The 18,819-nt window shown below is 74.7% G+C and carries 4 protein-coding genes and 1 pseudogene; all 5 read left to right on the top strand.

Annotated features, from left to right (window positions below; translation table 11 throughout):
- Positions 1-167: 167 nt before the first annotated feature.
- Positions 168-617 (top strand): annotated as a pseudogene (locus CP984_RS06535) (winged helix-turn-helix domain-containing protein); the annotation flags it as partial.
- 465 nt (positions 618-1,082) lie between these two features.
- Positions 1,083-2,078 carry a ParB/RepB/Spo0J family partition protein gene (locus tag CP984_RS06530; RefSeq protein WP_030180450.1) on the top strand — a complete coding sequence of 332 codons (996 nt, stop codon included), beginning with the start codon at positions 1,083-1,085 and terminating at the stop codon, positions 2,076-2,078.
- Between the two features lie 479 nt (positions 2,079-2,557).
- Complete coding sequence (locus CP984_RS06525) at positions 2,558-4,624, top strand: ABC transporter ATP-binding protein (RefSeq protein ID WP_003986826.1); 2,067 nt, start codon at positions 2,558-2,560, stop codon at positions 4,622-4,624.
- A gap of 113 nt (positions 4,625-4,737) precedes the next feature.
- Positions 4,738-14,100: a non-ribosomal peptide synthetase gene (locus tag CP984_RS41940; protein ID WP_032923590.1), complete on the top strand. Its 9,363-nt coding sequence runs from the start codon at positions 4,738-4,740 to the stop codon at positions 14,098-14,100.
- A complete protein-coding gene (locus CP984_RS06515) occupies positions 14,097-18,749 on the top strand; it encodes a non-ribosomal peptide synthetase (protein ID WP_129820993.1) in 4,653 nt (1,550 codons plus the stop codon). The genes CP984_RS41940 and CP984_RS06515 overlap by 4 nt, the downstream gene beginning before the upstream one ends.
- Positions 18,750-18,819 lie beyond the last annotated feature (70 nt).

Genomic DNA, 18,819 nt, shown 5'->3' with positions numbered 1-18,819 from the left:
CCGGCCGCTTGGTACAGGCCAATTTCCGCACGTGCGGCCGGACGGGTGGGGCGCCGGGGGACGGGTGTTCCCCGGTGCACCGGGCAGACCGCGATAGGGGTACCGGCGCTGAACCGGTGATGTCGGGCAAGGCTGACGCATCGCGAATCTTGCGGTATGTCGGAGAGATGCGATACGCACAGGGCGGCGGACTGACCGCCGAGCGGCGGGAGTTCCGCGAACGGCTGCGGCTGCAGGCGGTCGAGCGGTTCGCGCGGGGCGAGAGCAACGCGGTGATCGCCAGGGATCTGCGGGTGAGCGTGCGGTCGGTGCAGCGGTGGCGCAAATCCTGGCGGAGCGAGGGGGCGCGGGCCCTGGGCTCGAAGGGGCCGGCGTCCCGGCCGCGGCTGAGCCCGGCCCAGTTCCGCCAGCTGGAGGCGGAACTCGCCAGGGGGCCCGCGGCTTACGGCTGGCCGGACCGGCGGTGGACGCTGGAGCGCATCCAGACGGTGATCGCGCGCCGCTTCCACGTCACGTACACGATCCAGGGGGTGCGCAAGATGATGCGCCGTCACGGGTGGTCGTACGCGGCGCCGGCGTCCAGGGCGGCGGAGCGGGGCGCGGGCGGCTGGGTCCGCACGGAGCGCGGGCGGGAGGGGCGGGTCGCGGGTGCCCCGCGCCCCAAGCGGAGCGAATGACCCAGGTGGCGAATGCACATATCTTTTCGGCGGCGAGGGATCTTCGGGAATGCGCCGTTCCCGATGCCGCGCGGAATGCGACATTGCAGGTTCAGCTACGTCAGGTAGGGGTGCCCCGTAGATAAAGGCACTGTTAGAGTATGTATCTGTATGGGGGAAGATGGTTTGTTTGCATATGTGTTCCGCTTCGCGTCGCGAGTTTCCTGCGATCCTGCGGTGCGGGAACCCTCCTCCCCCGCCGGGAGTTGCAGAAGAAGGAAGAGAAGCGGGGGTGGGTTCTACGCCTGAACGGCCCGGTGATGTCTCTCTCCGGCGGACATCGCCGATGCACGGGCCTGCCGTAAGTCGTTAGGGTGCGCCAGCGCGAGCTTGCGCACGGGGGAATCACAACGCGAGGAGCCTGGAGTGGAACCTGGGCAGGCGCACGTGGATATGCAGACGGTCGTCGAAGTGGAGATCGATTCACTGTCGGTGGCCGGCTCTCCGCGCATATCCGGGGAAGATACGGAGCACGTCGAGATGCTGGCGGTGGCACAGGCGCCGCTGCCGCCCATCATCGCGCACCGCGCGACGATGCGGGTGATCGACGGAGTGCACCGATTACGAGCAGCACAACGCCGCGGTGACGACAAGATCGCGGTGAGATTCTTCGACGGCGACGAGGCCGACGCCTTCGTCCTCGCCGTCGAATCGAACATCACGCACGGCCTTCCGCTGTCCATGGCGGACCGCAAGAGCGCGGCCGAACGCATCATCCGCAGCCACCCGTTGTGGTCGGACCGGATGATCGCCTCGGTCACCGGGATCGCACCGGGCACCGTCGCGGAGATCCGCCGCCGGGTGTCCGGCGCCGCCGCGGCGGGGCGCGGCAGGATCGGCCAGGACGGCCGCTTCCGGCCGCTGAACGGCGCCGAGGGCCGCCGGCTCGCCGGCAACCTCATCGCCGAGAACCCCGGTCTGTCGCTGCGGCAGATCGCGCGGGCGTCCGGGATCTCGCCCGAGACGGCGCGCGATGTACGCAACCGGCTGCGCCGGGGCGAGGAGCCGCTGCTCAAGGGGCGGGGCCGGCCGGCCCGTACGTCCCGGGAGCAGGAGCCCACCGGGCACAGCGGCCCCCGCGACGGCGACGCCGCTGCGGTCCCCGCCCGGCTGCCGGCGCAGGACCGGACGGTGGTGGTACGCCGCCTGAAGGTCGACCCGGCCCTGCGGTTCAGCGAGACGGGGCGCACGCTGCTGCGGCTGCTGAGCATTCACACGATCAGCGCGGAGGAGTGGGACGACATCATGGCAAACATTCCTCCGCACTGCAGCGGCATCATCGCCCAACTGGCCCGTGAGTGTGCGGATATCTGGGCGGATTTCGCCCAGCGGGCCGAGCGGAACGTCGTCGAAACCGTGTGACAGGCGACCGGGCCGTGTCCAAGTGAGGAAAGCGACCGGTTGGACGGACTCCGCACCGTCCAACCGGCCGCGGTGGAAAAGCGCGTACGGTCGGTACCGGCGGGTGCCCGCGAAAGCGGTGCCCGCCGGGCCGCCCGGCCGCCGAACCCGAGCAATTCGCCGGTGAATCGGTGCGGTGCGGGCCGGTGACCTGCCTCGGAATTTCTTGGGTACGCGGGAGAGAAATCCAGTGACGGTGTGAAACCCCGTGCGCCGCCCCGGGCATATCGGCCTGGCTGGTGGGAGACGACATGGGTATCGTCGCAACGGCGCACCCCTTCGGGGAAAAAGACGGCCACCGCAAAGCGGCCGGCCGGTTCTGACGAAAGCTTGCCGACACCACGGAACAGGTGCCCTTGTGGCGCCGCCCTTCGCATGCGGTCGGCCGAATGATCAGGAACCAGGTACCAGGAATCCCGACCCAGGAGGTCTCCGCTGATATGTTTGCCGGTCAAGGCTCGGGCATCATGCTGGCGACGTACGACGACCCGGGCAATTCCACGGCTGCGCAGCGGCTCCGGCCGGGAACGCTCCGCCGCATCCTGTCGTACGCGAAACCGCATTCCCGCGAATCGGTCCTGCTGCTGGTGCTGACGCTGCTCGATTCGCTCATCATCGTCTCGACCCCGCTGCTGCTGAAGGAGATCGTCGACGTCGGCATCCTGCAGAAGGACACCTCGACGCTGACCGTCGTCTCCCTCGTCGTCGCGGGCCTCGCCGTGCTCGACGCGCTGCTCCAGCTCGCCCAGAGCTGGTACTCGGGCCGGATCAGCCAGGGCGTCAGCTACGACCTGCGGGTCCAGGCGTTCGCGCACGTACAGCGCCAGCCGCTGGCCTTCTTCACCCGTACCCAGACCGGGTCCCTGGTCAGCCGCCTCAACACGGACGTGGTGGGCGCGCAGCACGCGCTCGGCACCCTCCTCGGCTCGCTGTCCAGCGTGTTCACGCTGGTCCTGGTGCTGGGCAGCATGTTCTACCTGTCGTGGCTGGTCAGTCTGCTCGCGCTGCTGATCCTGCCGCTGTTCATGATTCCCGGCGCGCTGGTCGGCCGGCGGCTGACCCGCTACTCCCGTGAACAGATGCAGATGAACGCGGAGATGGGCGCCACCATCGGCGAGCGCTTCAACGTGGCGGGCGCGATGCTCTCCAAGCTCTTCGGCCGCCCCCGCGAGGAGGCGGAGCTGTTCGCGAAGCGCGCGGACAAGGTGCGCGAGGTCGGCATCACCTGGACCGTGCTGAGCCGTCTGACGGTCATCATCATGACGCTGCTGGCCGCCGTGATCACCGCGCTGGTCTACGGCCTCGGTGGCGCCCTGGTGGTCAACGGGACCTTCCAGGTCGGCACGCTGGTGGCACTGGCCGCCCTGCTGGCGCGGTTGTACGGGCCGATCACCCAGCTGTCCAGTGTGCAGGGCGACGCGCACACCGCGATGGTCAGCTTCGACCGGATCTTCGAACTGCTCGACCTCAAGCCGCTGATCACCGAGCGCGAAGGCGCCGTCGATCTGCCCGCGCCGGACGGCGCGGCGGCCCCCGAGGTCGCCTTCGAGGGCGTGTCCTTCCGCTACCCGCCGGCCAGCGAGGTCTCCCTGGCGTCCCTGGAGTCGAACGCGCTGCCCGCCGACGAGCGGGCCAAGGAAACGCCCGAGGTGCTGCACGACGTCAGCTTCACGGTGCCGTCCGGCAAGCTGACCGCCCTGGTCGGCCCGTCCGGCGTCGGCAAGACCACCGCCACGCATCTGGTGTCGCGGCTGTACGACCCGACGGCGGGCAGTGTCCGCATCGCCGGGCAGGACCTGCGCGACGTCACCCTCGACTCGCTGCGCAGCACCGTCGGCGTGGTGTCGCAGGACGCCCACCTCTTCCACGACACCATCCGCAACAACCTGACCTACGCCCGCCCCGGCGCCACCGAGGAGGAGCTGATCGAGGCGTGCCGGGCCGCGCAGATCTGGGACACCATCAGCTCGCTGCCCAGCGGCCTCGACACCGTGGCCGGTGACCGCGGCTACCGGCTCTCCGGCGGCGAGAAGCAGCGCCTCGCGCTGGCCCGGCTGCTGCTGAAGGCGCCCTCGATCGTGGTGCTGGACGAGGCCACCGCGCACCTGGACTCGGAGTCCGAGGCGGCCATCCAGCGGGCCCTGAAGACGGCGCTGCGCGGCCGTACGTCCGTCGTCATCGCCCACCGGCTGTCCACCATCCGCGAGGCCGACCAGATCCTGGTCTTCGACGAGGGCCGTATCCGCGAGCGGGGCACGCACGACGAGCTGCTGGCGGCCGGCGGGCTCTACGCGGAGCTATACCACACGCAGTTCGCCCGGCAGGCCGCGGGCGGCGGGCCGGAACCGGCCGTGCCCGAGCGTGTGGCGGAGCGCGAGCCCGCGCCGCAGATGGCGCCGGGGGGCCCGGGACACATGGTCTTCTTCGACGGGGACGGGCCCGACGGCGGAGGCGCCCCGGGCGGCGGCGTGTGGCACACCAACGGTCAGGGCCCCGGCGGCCGCTGACCTCCGGCCGCCCGGCGGCCGCGTACACGGGGAAGACCGCGCCACCGCAGCGGACCACCGCAGCGGTGGCGCGGCAGGCAGAGCGAGCAACGTTTGCCGTCGAAGGGGGAGACATGGAAGGCCAGGCACAGTTCACTGCGCCCCTGACCGATTGCCAGGAGGGGACGTGGCTGGCCCAGCGCGCGGAGAACCCGCCCCGGCCGTACGACATCAGGCAGTACGCCGATGTCCTGGGCCCGCTGGACACCGACGTCTTCCGGCGGGCGCTGCGGCAGGCCGTCGCCGAGACGGAGGCGCTGCGCCTGCGGTTCACGTGGGACGGCGGGGTCCCGGCGCAGGCGATCGGCGAGGCCGTGGGCGACAGCGCCCTGCGGATCGTCGATCTCGGCGCCGAGGGCGAACCGTGGGAAGCGGCGCAGGCGTTGATGCGCGCGGACGGCCGCCACCCGGCCGACCCCGCCGAGGGCGGCCTGGCGGGTCTGTCGTCGTACATCCTCTTCAAGCTGGCCCCCGACCGGTACCTCTGGTACCAGCGCCATCACCAGCTGCTGGTGGACCACTACGGGAGCACGCTGCTGGCCCGCCGCGTCGCCGCGCTCTACACGGCGATCCTGCGCGGCGAGCCGTACAGCCCTCCCGGCCACGCCCCGCTGCGGGAGCTGTGGGAGCAGGAGACGGCCTACCGGGAGTCGCCGCAGTGCGCGGCCGACCGCCGTTACTGGCACGAGCACTTCGCGGACCGCCCGGAGCCGGCCACCGTGCCCGGCCACCGCTCCGCCTCCCGCGACGCCCACCCCCACGCGTCCGGGCGGCTGTCCGGCGCGGGCCGCGAGGCGCTGCGGACGGCCGCCGACCGTACGGGCACGAGCCGGGGCGCGCTCGTCGTCGCGGCGCTGGCCACCTTCGTGTGCCGCACGACCGGGGCGGACGAGGCGCTGCTGAGCTTCCCGGTCGACGGCCGTACGGGCAGCGCGGCCCGGCGCACGCCCTGCGCCACCGCCAACGTGCTGCCGCTGCGACTGCCCGCGGCGCCCGGCGACAGCCTGGCGGAGCTGGCCCGCGCGGCGCAGCGCGAGATCGACGGGCTGCTGGAGCACCGGCGCTACCGGGGCGAGCGCCTGCACGCGGAGCTGGGCAGGCCGGGCGGCGGGCGCAACTTCGGCCCGTCGGTGGCCGTCCCGGCGATCGGTACCGGCCTGCGCTTCGGCGAGGTCCGCGGCACGCTCCACGATCTGCCCGGCGCCCCCGTCGAGGCGTTCTCCGTGGTGGTGCGCGAGCTGCCGGACGACGCCGGGACGAGTGTCGTCCTCGAAGCCGATCCGGCGCTGTACGACCAGGAATGGGCCGGGGCGGGCCAGCGGGCCTTCGTCCGGCTGCTGGAGCAGGCGGCGGCCGAGCCGGAGGCGCCCGTCGGGCGGTTCGGTGTGCTGGGTGCGCCGGAACACGGGCTGGTCGTGGAGGGGTGGAACGCCACGGGCGCCGAGGAGCCGGGCACGTCGGTGCCGGAGCTGGTCGCCCGCCAGGCCGCGCGCCGCCCCGGCGCCATGGCCGTGTCCGACGACGAGATCTCCGTCACCTACGGCCAGTTGGATGCCGAAGCGGGCCGCCTGGCGGGCTACCTCAGCGGCCTCGGGGTGACCCGCGGCAGCCGCGTCGCCGTGCTGATGGAGCGCTCGGCCGGGCTGCCGGCGGTGCTGCTCGGCGTGTGGAAGGCGGGCGCGGCATACGTACCGGTGGACGCGGCGTACCCGGCGGAGCGGGTGGCCGTCATGCTGGCCGACTCCGCGCCGGCGGCCGTGCTGTGCACCCGCGGCACCCGGGCCGCGGTGCCGCCCGGCGTGCCGGGGCCGCTCGTGGTGCTGGACGACCCGCGGGTGCGGGCGGCCGTGGCCGGGTGCCCGGCCGAGGGCCCGGAGGTCCGGATCGGCCCCGAGGACCTGGCGTACGTGATGTACACCTCCGGCTCGACCGGGGTGCCCAAGGGCGTGTCGATGCCGCACGGCAGCGTCGCCGGGCTCGTCGGGCAGCGGGACTGGTCGGTCGGCGCGGGCGACGCGGTGCTGATGCACGCGCCGCACGCCTTCGACGCGTCGCTGTACGAGGTGTGGGTGCCGCTGGTCTCGGGCGCGCGCGTGGTGGTGGACGGGCAGGGCGTGGTGGACGGGCCGCGTATCCGTGCGGCCGTGGCGGCGGGGGTCACGGCGGTGCATCTGACGGCGGGGTCGTTCCGGGTGGTGGCGGAGGAGTCGCCGGAGTGCTTCGCGGGTCTGCGCGAGGTGCTGACCGGCGGCGACGTGGTCCCGGCCGCGGCCGTGGCGCGGGTGCGGGAGGCGTGCCCCGAGGTGGCCGTACGCCACATGTACGGGCCGACCGAGGCCGCGCTGTGCGCCACCTGGCACCGGCTGCGGCCGGGCGACCCGGTACCGGACGTGCTGCCGGTCGGCCGCCCGCTGGACAACCGGCAGGTGTACGTCCTGGACGCGTTCCTCCAGCCGGTGCCACCGGGCGTGACGGGCGAACTGTACGTGGCCGGTACCGGGCTGGCCCGGGGCTACCTGGGCCGCGCGGGGCTGACCGCGGAACGCTTCGTGGCCTGCCCGTTCGCGCCCGGCATGGGGGTCCCCCCGGCCGAAGGCCGGGGGAGGATGTACCGCACCGGCGACATGGCGCGCTGGACCGACGACGGTGAGCTGGTCTTCGTCGGGCGGGCGGACGCGCAGGTCAAGGTGCGCGGCTTCCGTATCGAGCCGGGGGAGATCGAGGCGGCGCTGGCGGCCCACCCGGCGGTCGGCGAGGCCGTGGTGGTGGCCCGCGAGGACCGGCCGGGCGAACGCCGCCTGGTCGCGTACGTCGTCGCGCAGGCGCCGGAACCGGCCCGCGACGGACGCCCGGCGCGTGACGGGCAGCCGTTCCGCGACGAGCCGGGCGGGCGGGAGCCGGCCGGGACGGACAGCGCTCCGGCCCTGCTCACCGGCGCGTCCGGCGGCAGCGCCGGGGCGGCTCGGGACACCGGCGCGCTGCTCGCCGCGCTGCGCGAGTTCGTGGGCGGGCGGCTGCCGGAGTACATGGTGCCGTCGGCGTTCGTACCGCTGGACGGGCTGCCGCTGACCGTGAACGGCAAGGTCGACCACAAGGCGCTGCCCGCCCCGGAATTCGCCGGGCGCGGCAGCGGCCGGGAGCCGCGCGGCGCCGCCGAGGAAGCCCTGTGCGCGCTGTTCGCGCAGGTGCTCGGCCTGGACCGGGTCGGCCCCGAGGACAGCTTCTTCGAGCTGGGCGGCGACTCGATCATGGCGGTGCAGCTCGCCTCGCGGGCCCGCCGCGCCGGGCTGGTGCTCACCACTGAGCAGATCTTCGACGAGCGGACCCCGGAGGGACTGGCGCGGCTGGCCCCCTCGGCGGCCGAACCGCCGCGTACGGACACGGAGACCGGCGAGGTGCCCTGGACGCCGCAGACCGCGGCGCGGGGCGGGCGCTTCGCGCGCTGGGCGGTCCTGGAAGCGCCGGAGGGCCTGCGGCCGGACACGCTGCCGGCCGCCGTCGCCGCCGTACTGGACACCCACGCCGTGCTGCGCGCGCGGACCGTTGCCGGTGACACCGGGGCGTCTCTGCTCGTGCCCGGCCGGGGAACGGTGGACGCGGCCGCGCTGGTCACCCGGGAGACCGTAGCCGTGGCGGACCTCGACCGGGCCGCCGGGCGGGCGGCCCGCGAGGCAGTGGCCCGGCTGGCCCCGGCGGCCGGGGCGAACCTCCAGGTGGTGTGGCTGGACGCGGGCCCCGCGGGGCCCGGCCGCCTGGTGCTCGCGGCCCACCACGCGGTGATGGACCCGGCTTCCTGGGGCATCCTCGTCCCCGACTTCCGGTCCGCGTGCGAGGCCGTGGCGCAGGGGCGGCAGCCGGTGCTCGGCCCGGTGGGCACCTCGTTCAGGGAGTGGGCGGGACGGCTGGCCGCGCAGGCGGCGCAGGAGCAACGCGTTGCCGAACTGGACGACTGGCGTGCGGTGTTGGAGGGCGGGGCCGGGCTCGGCGATCTGCCGGACTTCGAACCGGCAGGCATGCGTCCGCCGGGTGCGGAACGCCGGATGGCCTGGACGGTGCCGCCGCAGCAGGCGGCAGCGCTGCTCGGCCGGGCGCCCGCCGCGTTCCACTGCACCGCCGACGACGTGCTGCTGGCCGCGCTGGCCGCCGCGGTCGCGTACGGGCGTACGGGCGCCGGGGCCGGCGTGCTGCTCGACATCGAAACGGACGGACGGCGCGGCGCCGGAGCGGTCGAAAGCGTGGACCTCTCCCGTACGGTGGGCCGGTTCACCGGCGTGCACCCGGTCCGCCTGGACGTGTCCGGCACGGCCCTGGACGAGGTCCGCGCGGGCGGTCCGGCCGCCGGGGCGCTGCTGAAATCCGTCAAGGAACAGGTGCGGTCGGTGCCCGGCGACGGCTTGGGCTACGGCCTGCTGCGCCACCTCAACCCGCGGACGGACCGCGCCCTGTCGGATCTGCCCGCTGCCCGGATCGCGTTCCGCAGCTCGGGCAGGCCGGCCGAGGGTGTGGAGTCGGGCGCCGTCCCGGCCGGTGGCGAGCCGTCCCCGTACGCCCTGGAGGCCGAGGCCACGATCGGTGAGACAGCCGACGGGCCCACGCTGACCCTCGCGCTCACCTGGCACCACCAGGCGCAGGACGGGCGGACCGACGCCGCGGCGCAGCGGCTCGGCCGCCGGTGGGTGGAGATGCTGGGCGGCCTCGCCGCCCATGTGGAGCGGCCCGGGGCGGGCGGCCACACCCCGTCCGACTTCCCGCTGCTCGACCTCACCCAGGACGGCGTCGCGGAGCTGGAGGCCGCCGTGCCGCGGCCGGCCGACATCTGGCCGCTGTCGACCCTCCAGGAAGGGCTGCTGTTCCAGTCCTCCTTCGACGAGGAGGGGCCGGACGTCTACGAGACCCAGTGGATGCTGGAGCTGACCGGGCCGCTGGACGCCGCCCGCCTGCGCGCCTCGTGGGAAGCGCTGCTGGCCCGGCACGACGCGCTGCGGGCCAGCTTCCACCGGCGGGCGACGGGCGAGGCCGTCCAGGTCGTCTCCCGCGACGTACGGCTGCCCTGGAAGGAGATCGACCTCTCGGGCCTGACCGAGGCCGACGCCCTGTCCGGCATCGAGGAACTGGCCACCCGCGAACAGGAACGCCGCTTCGACACGGCGCGGGCACCGCTGCTGCGGCTGCTGCTGATCCGCCTCGGCGCCGGCCGCCACCGGCTCATCGTCATCAGCCACCACATCCTGATGGACGGCTGGTCGATGCCGGTCCTGCTGTCCGAGCTGGCCGAGGTCTACGCGGCGGGCGGCGACGCCTCCGCTCTCGCCCCGGCCACCTCCTACCGCGGCTACCTCGCCTGGCGGGCCCGCCAGGACAAGGACGCCGCGCGCGCCGCGTGGAGCAACGAGTTCGCCGGTACGGAAGAGCCGACGCTGATCGCCCCGGGCGCGGTGGACCGGGGACCGGTGGACGCCGGGCACCTGATCACCGACCTTCCCGAACGGACCACCCGCGGCCTGTCGGAGCTGGCGCGCCGCCACGGCCTGACCGTCAACACGCTGCTGCAGGGCGCCTGGGCGCTGGTGCTGGCCCGGCTGGCGGGCCGTACGGACGTGGTGTTCGGCGCCACCGTCGCGGGCCGCCCGCCGGAGCTGCCCGGCATGGAGTCGATGGTCGGCCTGCTGATCAACACGGTGCCGGTACGGGTACGCCTGGACGCGGCGCAGCCGGTGCTCGGCCTGCTGCGCGACCTCCAGGAGCGTCAGTCCGCCCTGGTCGCCCACCAGCATCTGGGCCTGCCGGAGATCCAGCGCCTCGCCGGGCCCGGCGCCGTCTTCGACACCCTGGTCGTGCACGAGAACTACCCGCGCGCGGTGGCCGCGCCGGGCGACCCGGACGCGCTGGCCTTCGAGGTCCTGGGCACGCGCGAGGCCACGCACTACCCGCTGACCCTCGGCGTCGTCCCGGGCGAGCGGCTGCGCGTCCATGTGGCGCACCGCCGCGGCCAGGTCGCGACGGACCTCACCGAAAGGCTCGTCGCGCGGCTGGTGCGGGTCTTCGAGCAGCTGATGCGGGACTGCACGGTGCCGGTGGGCCGGGTGGGCGTCCTGGACCCGGACGAACACGCCACCGTCGTGAAGGGTTTCAACCGTACGGACACGCCGGTGGCCGCCACGACGATGCCGGAACTCTTCCGCGCGCAGGCCGCACGGACGCCGGATGCCGTCGCGGTGGAAGACGCCCGACGAAGCCTCACCTACGCGGAGTTGGAGTACGAAGCGGGGCAGCTGGCCCGTCACCTCGTCGAACTCGGTGTGGGACCGGAGTGCCGGGTCGCGGTCGTCGTCGAGCGGTCGGTGGCGATGATCACCGCCGTGCTCGCGGTGGCCATGGCGGGCGGAGTCTACGTACCGGTGGACCCCGAATACCCGGCCGAGCGTGTCGCGTTCGTGCTGCGGGACGCGGAGCCCGCGGTGGTGCTGTGCACCACGCGGACCCGGTCCGCGCTGCCGGACGGCGCGGGCGGCAGCACGGTCGTCCTGGACGACCCGGCGGAGGCCGCGGCCGTGGCGCGCCGCGCGGGCGGCTCCCTGTCCGACGCCGAACGCCCCGCGCCGCTGGGCGTGGACAACGCGGCGTACGTCATCTACACGTCCGGGTCGACCGGTGTGCCCAAGGGCGTTCTCGTCGCCCACCGCGGCCTCGGCAACCTCGTCGCGGACCGTGTCGCGCGCTACCGCATCGGCACCGGCAGCCGCCTGGCCCAGCTCGTCTCGCCCAGCTTCGACGTGTCGATGGGCGACATCTGGCCGGTGCTGTGCGCGGGCGCGCGGCTGGTGCTGGCACCGGCCGGGCAGCAGACGTTCGGCGAGGACCTGGCCGACCTGCTGCGCGAGCGCGGGGCCACCCATGTGGTGCTGCCCGCCGCGTTCCTGCCGCAGCTGCCGTCCGACGGCCTGTCCCGGCTGCGGGTGCTGGTCACCGGCGGCGAGCCGATGACCGACGAGGTGCGCCGCCGCTGGTCCGCCGGGCGGGAGCTGTTCAACGAGTACGGCGTCACGGAGGCCACCGTCACCTCCACGGTGACCGCGCCCCTCCACGGGGACAGCGCACCGGCGATCGGCCGCCCGATCGTCAACACACAGGCGTACGTCCTGGACGCCTTCCTCCAGCCGGTGCCCCCGGGCGTACAGGGCGAGCTGTACGTGGCCGGGGTGAACCTGGCGCGCGGCTACCTGGGGCGCCCGGCGCTGACCGCGGCGCGGTTCGTCGCGAACCCGTTCGCGCCCGGCATGGGGGTCCCCCCGGCCGAAGGCGGGGGGAGGATGTACCGGACCGGGGACCTGGCCCGGTGGACCGCCGACGGCGACCTGGTCTTCGCCGGGCGGGCGGACGCCCAGGTCAAGGTGCGCGGCTTCCGCGTCGAACCGGGCGAGATCGAGGCCGCGCTGACCGCCCACCCGGCGGTCGCGGAGGCGGCGGTGGTGGTCCGCGAGGACCGGCCCGGCGAACGCCGCCTGGTCGGTTACGTCGTGTCCGCCGGGCCGGACCTGGACGAACGGTCCGTCCGCGCCCATGTCGCCGCGACGCTGCCGGACCACATGGTCCCGGCGGCCGTGCTCGTCCTCGGCGAACTGCCGATGTCGCCCAACGGGAAGCTGGACCGCGCGGCACTGCCCGCGCCCGACTTCGCCGGACAGGTCGGCGGACGCGAGCCGCGTACCCCCGCCGAAGCGGTGCTGTGCGCGCTGTTCGCCGAACTGCTGGGCCTGGAGCGGGTCGGCGCGGAGGACAGCTTCTTCGAGCTGGGCGGCGACTCGATCATGTCGCTCCAACTGGTGTCGCGGGCCCGCCGCGCCGGGCTGCTGGTGACCTCCCGGCAGGTCTTCGACGAGCAGACGCCGCAACGGCTCGCCGAGGTGGCGGAGCCGGCCGCGGCCGGGCCCGGCGCGGACCCCGCGGGTTCGGGGGCCGGCGAGGTGCCGTGGACGCCGGTGATGCGGCTGCTGGGCGAGCGGATCGCGGGCGGCCGGTTCGCACAGTGGACGGTTCTGGGCGCCCCGGCCGGATTGGGCCGCGACGTGCTGGCCGCCGGACTGGCCGCCGTCCTGGACACCCACGCCATGCTGCGCGCCCGGGTGGTGGAGCGGCCGGGCGGCCCGGTGCTGACCGTCGGCGGCCGGGGCTCGGTGGACGCCGACCGCCTGGTGACCACGGTGGACGCGACCCGGACCCCCGAGGCCGATCTCGACGGCCTCGCGGAACGGGCCGCCGAGGACGCGGTGACCCGCCTCGACCCGGCCGCCGGCGTCCTGGTCCGAGCGGTGTGGCTGGACGCCGGACCGCACCGGACCGGCCGGCTGGCGCTGGCCGTGCACCACCTCGCGGTGGACGGCGTGTCCTGGCGCATCCTGGTGCCGGACCTGCGGGCCGCCTGCCAAGCCGCGGCGGCCGGGCGCGAGACGGACCTCGACCCCGTGGGCACCTCGTTCCGGCAGTGGGCCGCGTTGCTCGCAGCCGAGGCCACGCAGCCGCACCGGGTCGCGGAACTGCCGTACTGGACCGCCGTACTCGAAGGCCCCGACCCGGTGCTCGGCACCCGCGCCCTCGACCCGGACACGGACACCTCGGCGACCGTGCGCCACCACACCTGGGAGGTGCCCCGGGAGCAGGCGGCGGTCCTGGCCGTACGCACACCCGTGGTCTTCCACTGCGGCGTCCACGAGGTGCTGCTCGCGGCCCTGGCGGGCGCGGTCGCGCGCTGGCGGCCGGACACGGCGGCCGGGGTGCTGGTGAACGTCGAGGGCCACGGACGGCACCCGGTCGCCGGGGCCGACCTGTCCCGTACGGTCGGCTGGTTCACCAGCGTGCATCCCGTACGGCTCGACCTGTCCGGCGTGGACCTCGACCAGGCCCCGGCGGGCGGCCCCGCGGCCGGTGCGCTGCTCAAGGCCGTCAAGGAACAGGTACGCGCGGTGCCCGGAGACGGCCTCGGCCACGGGCTGCTGCGCCACCTCAACCCGCGGACCGGCCCCGTACTGGCGGCTCTGCCGGCCCCGCGGATCGGCTTCAACTACCTCGGCCGGTTCCCCGCGGGCGCGGGCACGGCCGGGCCGTGGGAGGCGGCGGGCAGCACCGCGCTCGGCGGATCGGACGACCCGGACATGCCCGCGCCGCACGCCGTGGAGGCGGGCGCGGTCGTCCGTGACACACCGCACGGACCGGAACTGACGCTCACGGTCGGCGGCCCGGCCGGTGTCCTCGGCGACGAGGCCGCGGCCCGCCTGGGCCGCCTGTGGCGGGACCTGCTCGGCGGCCTGGCCGCCCACACGGCCGCGCCGGAGGCGGGCGGCCACACGCCCTCCGACTTCCCGCTCCTGGACCTCGGCCAGGACGAGGTCGAGGAGTTCGAAGCGATAGCAGCACGGCTCGAAGGGGGACTGTCGCTGTGAAGACCTCACCACCGGCCATGGGACCGGCGTCCGGCAAAGGCTCGGCACTGGCCGAGGTGTGGCCGCTGTCACCGCTGCAAGAGGGCATGCTCTTCCACGCCGGTTTCGACGCGCAGGGGCCCGACGTCTACGTCATCCAGCGCACCCTGACGATCGACGGCCCGCTGGACCCGGCCCGCTGGCGCGCCTCCTGGCAGGCCCTGCTCGCCCGCCACGCGGCGCTCCGCGCCAGCTTCCACCGCCGCAGGTCCGGCGAGGCCGTCCAGCTCATCAGCCGCGAGGCCGCCCTGCCCTGGCGCGAGACCGACCTTTCGCACCTGCCGGAGGCCGCCGCGCTCGCCGAGGTCGGCCGGCTGGCCGCCGAGGAGTGCGCGGAACGCTTCGACCTGGGCGTGGCACCGCTGCTGCGGCTGCTGCTCGTCCGCCTCGGCCCCGACCGGCACTGCATGGTGTTGACGGCGCACCACATCCTGCTGGACGGCTGGTCGATGCCGATCCTCTTCGACGAGGCGACCGCGGTGTACACGGCGGGCGGTGACGCCTCGGGGCTGCCCCGTACCCGCTCCTACCGGGACTACCTCGCCTGGCTGGCCCGGCAGGACAAGGACGCCGCACGGGCCGCGTGGCACGCCGAGCTGGCCGGGGACGGCGAGCCGACGCTCGTCGCCCCCGCGGACCCGGCCCGCGCCCCGGCCCTGCCCGACAAGGCCGAGGCGGACCTGCCCGCCGCGCTCACCCGCGCGATCACCGACCTGGCCCGCCGCCACGGCCTGACGGCCAACACCGTGGTGCAGGGCGCCTGGGCGCTGCTGCTGGCCCGGCTGTCCGGGCGCGACGACGTGGTGTACGGCACGACGGTGGCCGGGCGCCCGCCGGAGCTGCCCGGCGTCGAGTCGATGGTCGGCCTCTTCATCAACACCGTGCCGGTACGCGTACGCCTCGACCCCGCACAGCCCGTACTCCGCCTGCTCAAGGACGTCCAGGCACGCCGGTCCGCGCTGCTGCCGCACCAGCACCTGGGCCTCGCCGAGATCCAGAAGCACGCCGGTCCCGGCGCGGGCTTCGACACGCTGGTGGTGTACGAGAACTACCCGCGCCCTGCCGCCGCCCCGGGCGGGCCCGGCACGCTCTCCTTCACGACCCTGGCCCTGCGCCAGGCCACCCACTACCCGCTGACCCTGGGCATCCTCCCCGGCGACCGCCTCGAAGTGGAGGTCTCCTACCGCCCCGACCTGGTCACCCCCGAACTGGCCCGCGCCCTGACCGGACGGCTGGTGCGGGTGCTGGAACAGGTGGTCGCCGACCCGTCGGCGCCGGTGGGCCGGATCGGCGTCCTGGGGGCGGACGAACGGCGGCTCGTCGTGGAGGAGTGGAACGCGACGGCCGGGGAGGCGGCGGGGCCGTCGGTGCCGGAGCTGATCGCGCGGTGGGTGGCGTCGGCGCCGGATGCCGTAGCGGTGGACGACGGGCAACGGCGGCTGACGTACGCGGAGTTGGGCGCCCGAGCGGGCCGCCTGGCCGCATATTTGGGCCGCCTGGGAGTGGGCCGGGGCGATCGGGTCGCGGTGGTGATGGAACGGTCCGCCGATCTGGTGGTGGCGCTGCTCGGCGTGTGGAAGGCGGGAGCCGCTTACGTACCGGTGGACGCTAGGTACCCGGCGGAGCGGATCGCGTTCATGCTGGGCGACTCGCGGCCGGTGGCCGTGGTGTGCGGCGAGGAAACGCGTGCGGCCGTCCCCGTGGACACGGCGGGTCCGCTGGTGGTGCTGGACGAGGTGGGGGACGGGCCCGGGGTGGACCAAGCGCCCGTATCAGCTGGCGACTTGGCGTACGTCATGTACACCTCCGGCTCCACCGGCACCCCGAAGGGCGTGGCCGTGCCGCACGGCAGTGTGGCCGCGCTCGCCGGGGAGCGGGGCTGGTCCCTCGGCCCGTCCGACGCGGTGCTGATGCACGCGCCGCACGCCTTCGACGCCTCCCTCTTCGAGATATGGGTGCCGCTCGTCTCCGGCGCCCGGGTGGTCGTGGCCGGGAACGGTGTGGTGGACGCGCAGCGGGTGCGGGAGGCGGTGGCGGCGGGCGTCACGGCGGTGCACCTGACCGCCGGTTCGTTCCGGGTGGTCGCGGAGGAGGCGCCGGAGTCCTTCAAGGGGCTGCGCGAGGTGCTGACCGGCGGCGACGTGGTTCCGGCGGCGTCCGTGGCCCGCGTACGGGAGGCGTGCCCCGACCTCGCCGTACGGCATCTGTACGGGCCCACCGAGGCCACGCTGAGCGCCACCTGGCACCGGCTGCGGCCGGACGAGGCCGTGGGGGACGTCCTGCCCATCGGGCGTCCGCTGCCCAACCGCCGGGTGTATGTGCTGGACGCGTTCCTCCAGCCCGTGCCGCCGGATGTGACCGGGGAGCTGTACCTCGCCGGGGCGGGCCTGGCGCGCGGCTACCTCGACCGCTCCGGCGCGACGGCTGAACGCTTTGTCGCCTGCCCCTTCGCGCCCGGCACGGGGGTCCCCCCGGCCGAAGGCTGGGGGAGGATGTACCGGACGGGCGATCTGGCGCGCTGGACCGACGGCGGCGAGCTGGTCTTCGCCGGGCGGGCCGACGCACAGGTCAAGATCCGTGGCTACCGGGTCGAGCCGGGCGAGATCGAGACCGTGCTCGCCGCCGCTCCGGGCGTCGCCCAGGCCACTGTCGTGGCCCGCGAGGACCGGCCCGGGGAACGGCGGCTGGTCGGCTATGTCGTACCGGACGGGCGGGCGGCGGACACCGACGCGGACCGGATCCGCGAGCACGTCGCCAAGGTGCTGCCGGACTACATGGTGCCCGCGGCCGTGCTGGTCCTGCCCGAGCTGCCGGTGACGGCCAACGGCAAGGTGGACCGCAAGGCCCTGCCCGCGCCCGGCTTCGCCGGGAAGGCGGCGGGCCGCGCGCCGCACACGGTGGCGGAGGACATCCTGTGCGCGCTCTTCGCCGAGCTGCTGGGTCTGGACGAAGTGGGCCCGGAGGACAGTTTCTTCGCGCGCGGCGGCGACTCGATCATGTCGATGCAGCTCGCGGCCCGCGCCCGCCGCGAGGGGGTGCTGTTCAGCGCCCAGGACGTGTTCGAGCAGGAGACACCGGGCGCGCTGGCCGCCGTGGCCCGGCTCGCCGACGCGGTGCGCGCGGCCCCGGACGCGGGCGTGGGGGAGGTGGCCTGGACGCCGGGCATGCTGGCGCTCGGGGAGTACGCGCTGAGCCGCGAGTTCGCGCAGTGGATGACCGTCACCACGCCCGCGGATCTGCGCCCGGACGTGCTCACCGCAGGGCTGGCCGCCGTCCTGGACACCCACGACATGCTGCGGGCCCGGGTGGAGCGTGCCGAGGGCGGCCCGCGTCTGGTGGTGTCCGCGCGGGGCGCGGTGGACGCGGCAGGGCTGGTCACCCGTATCGACGCCGCGGACGTACCGGCCGGCGACCTGGACGACCTCGCCGAGCGGGCCGCCCGTGAGGAGACGGCGCGGCTGGACACCGGGGCGGGCGTGCTGGTGCGGGCCGTATGGCTGGACGCCGGGCCGGGGCGGGCCGGGCGGCTCGCCCTGGTGATCCACCACCTCGTCGTGGACGGCGTGTCCTGGCGCATCCTGCTCCCGGACCTGCGGGCCGCCTGCGAAGCGGCGGCGGCCGGGCGCGTACCGGAGCCGGACCCCGTCGGCGTCTCCTTCCGGCAGTGGGCGGGGGCCCTCGCGGCACAGGCGACCGAGGAGCGCCGGGTGGCCGAACTGCCGCAATGGAAGGCCCTGTTCGAGGGCGTCGCCCCGCCGCTGGGCGGACGGTCCCTGGACCCGGACCAGGACACCTTGACCGGCATGCACCGGCACATCTGGGAGCTGCCCGGCGCGACGGCGGCCACGCTGATCGCGGATACCCCCGCGATGTTCCACTGCGGCGTCCACGAAGTGCTGCTGGCGACGCTGGCGGGCGCGGTGGCGTCCGGGCGGCCCGCCGCCGCGCTCGTCGTGGACATCGAGGGACACGGCCGCGAACCGGTCGACGGGGCCGATCCGTCCCGGACGGTGGGCTGGTTCACCGGCGTCCACCCGGTCCGCCTGGACGTCTCCGGCGTGGATCTGGACGGGGCGACGGAAGGCGGCCCGGCAGCCGGTGAGCTGCTGAAACGGGTCAAGGAGCAGGCGCGCGCGATACCCGGCGACGGCCTCGGCCACGCCCTGCTGCGCCACCTGAACCCCGCGACCGCACCGGAGTTGGACACCCTCCCGGACGCCCACATCGGGTTCAATTACCTGGGCAGGTTCGCGGGGGCCGGCCGCGCCGGGGCGACGGGGGACGCCTGGCAGCCGGCCGGCACCACGGTCGTCGGCAGCTCCGCCGACCCGCGCACACCCGCCCCGCACGCCCTGGAGGCGGGGGCCTACGTCCGGGACACCCCGGACGGACCCGAACTGGCCCTCACCCTCGCCGGACCCGCCGGCCTGTGGGCGGACACCGCCGTCGAACGGCTGGGCCGGCGCTGGCTGGACCTGCTGGACGGCCTGGCCGCCCACACCGCCGACCCCGCCGCCGGCGGGCACACCGCCTCCGACTTCCCCCTGCTGGACCTCGGCCAGGACGAGGTCGAGGAGTTCGAAGCAGGTTTCGCCGACGACCACCCGTAGCCGGGGACCATGGCCCGCCGTGGTCAGCACCTCGTAGTCCGCTGAACGCACGTCGTGTTGAGGAGTAAGC

The sequence above is a fragment of the Streptomyces rimosus genome (assembly GCF_008704655.1).
GTDB classification, from domain to species: domain Bacteria; phylum Actinomycetota; class Actinomycetes; order Streptomycetales; family Streptomycetaceae; genus Streptomyces; species Streptomyces rimosus.
Note: the sequence above shows the minus strand (reverse complement) of the source record. Positions and strands in the feature narration are given on the sequence as shown.

Excerpts from the sequence above, each read along its gene's own strand:
- CP984_RS06525 (WP_003986826.1), top strand. The coding sequence starts at position 2,558 with ATGTTTGCCGGTCAAGGCTCGGGCATCATGCTGGCGACGTACGACGAC.
- CP984_RS41940 (WP_032923590.1), top strand. The coding sequence starts at position 4,738 with ATGGAAGGCCAGGCACAGTTCACTGCGCCCCTGACCGATTGCCAGGAG.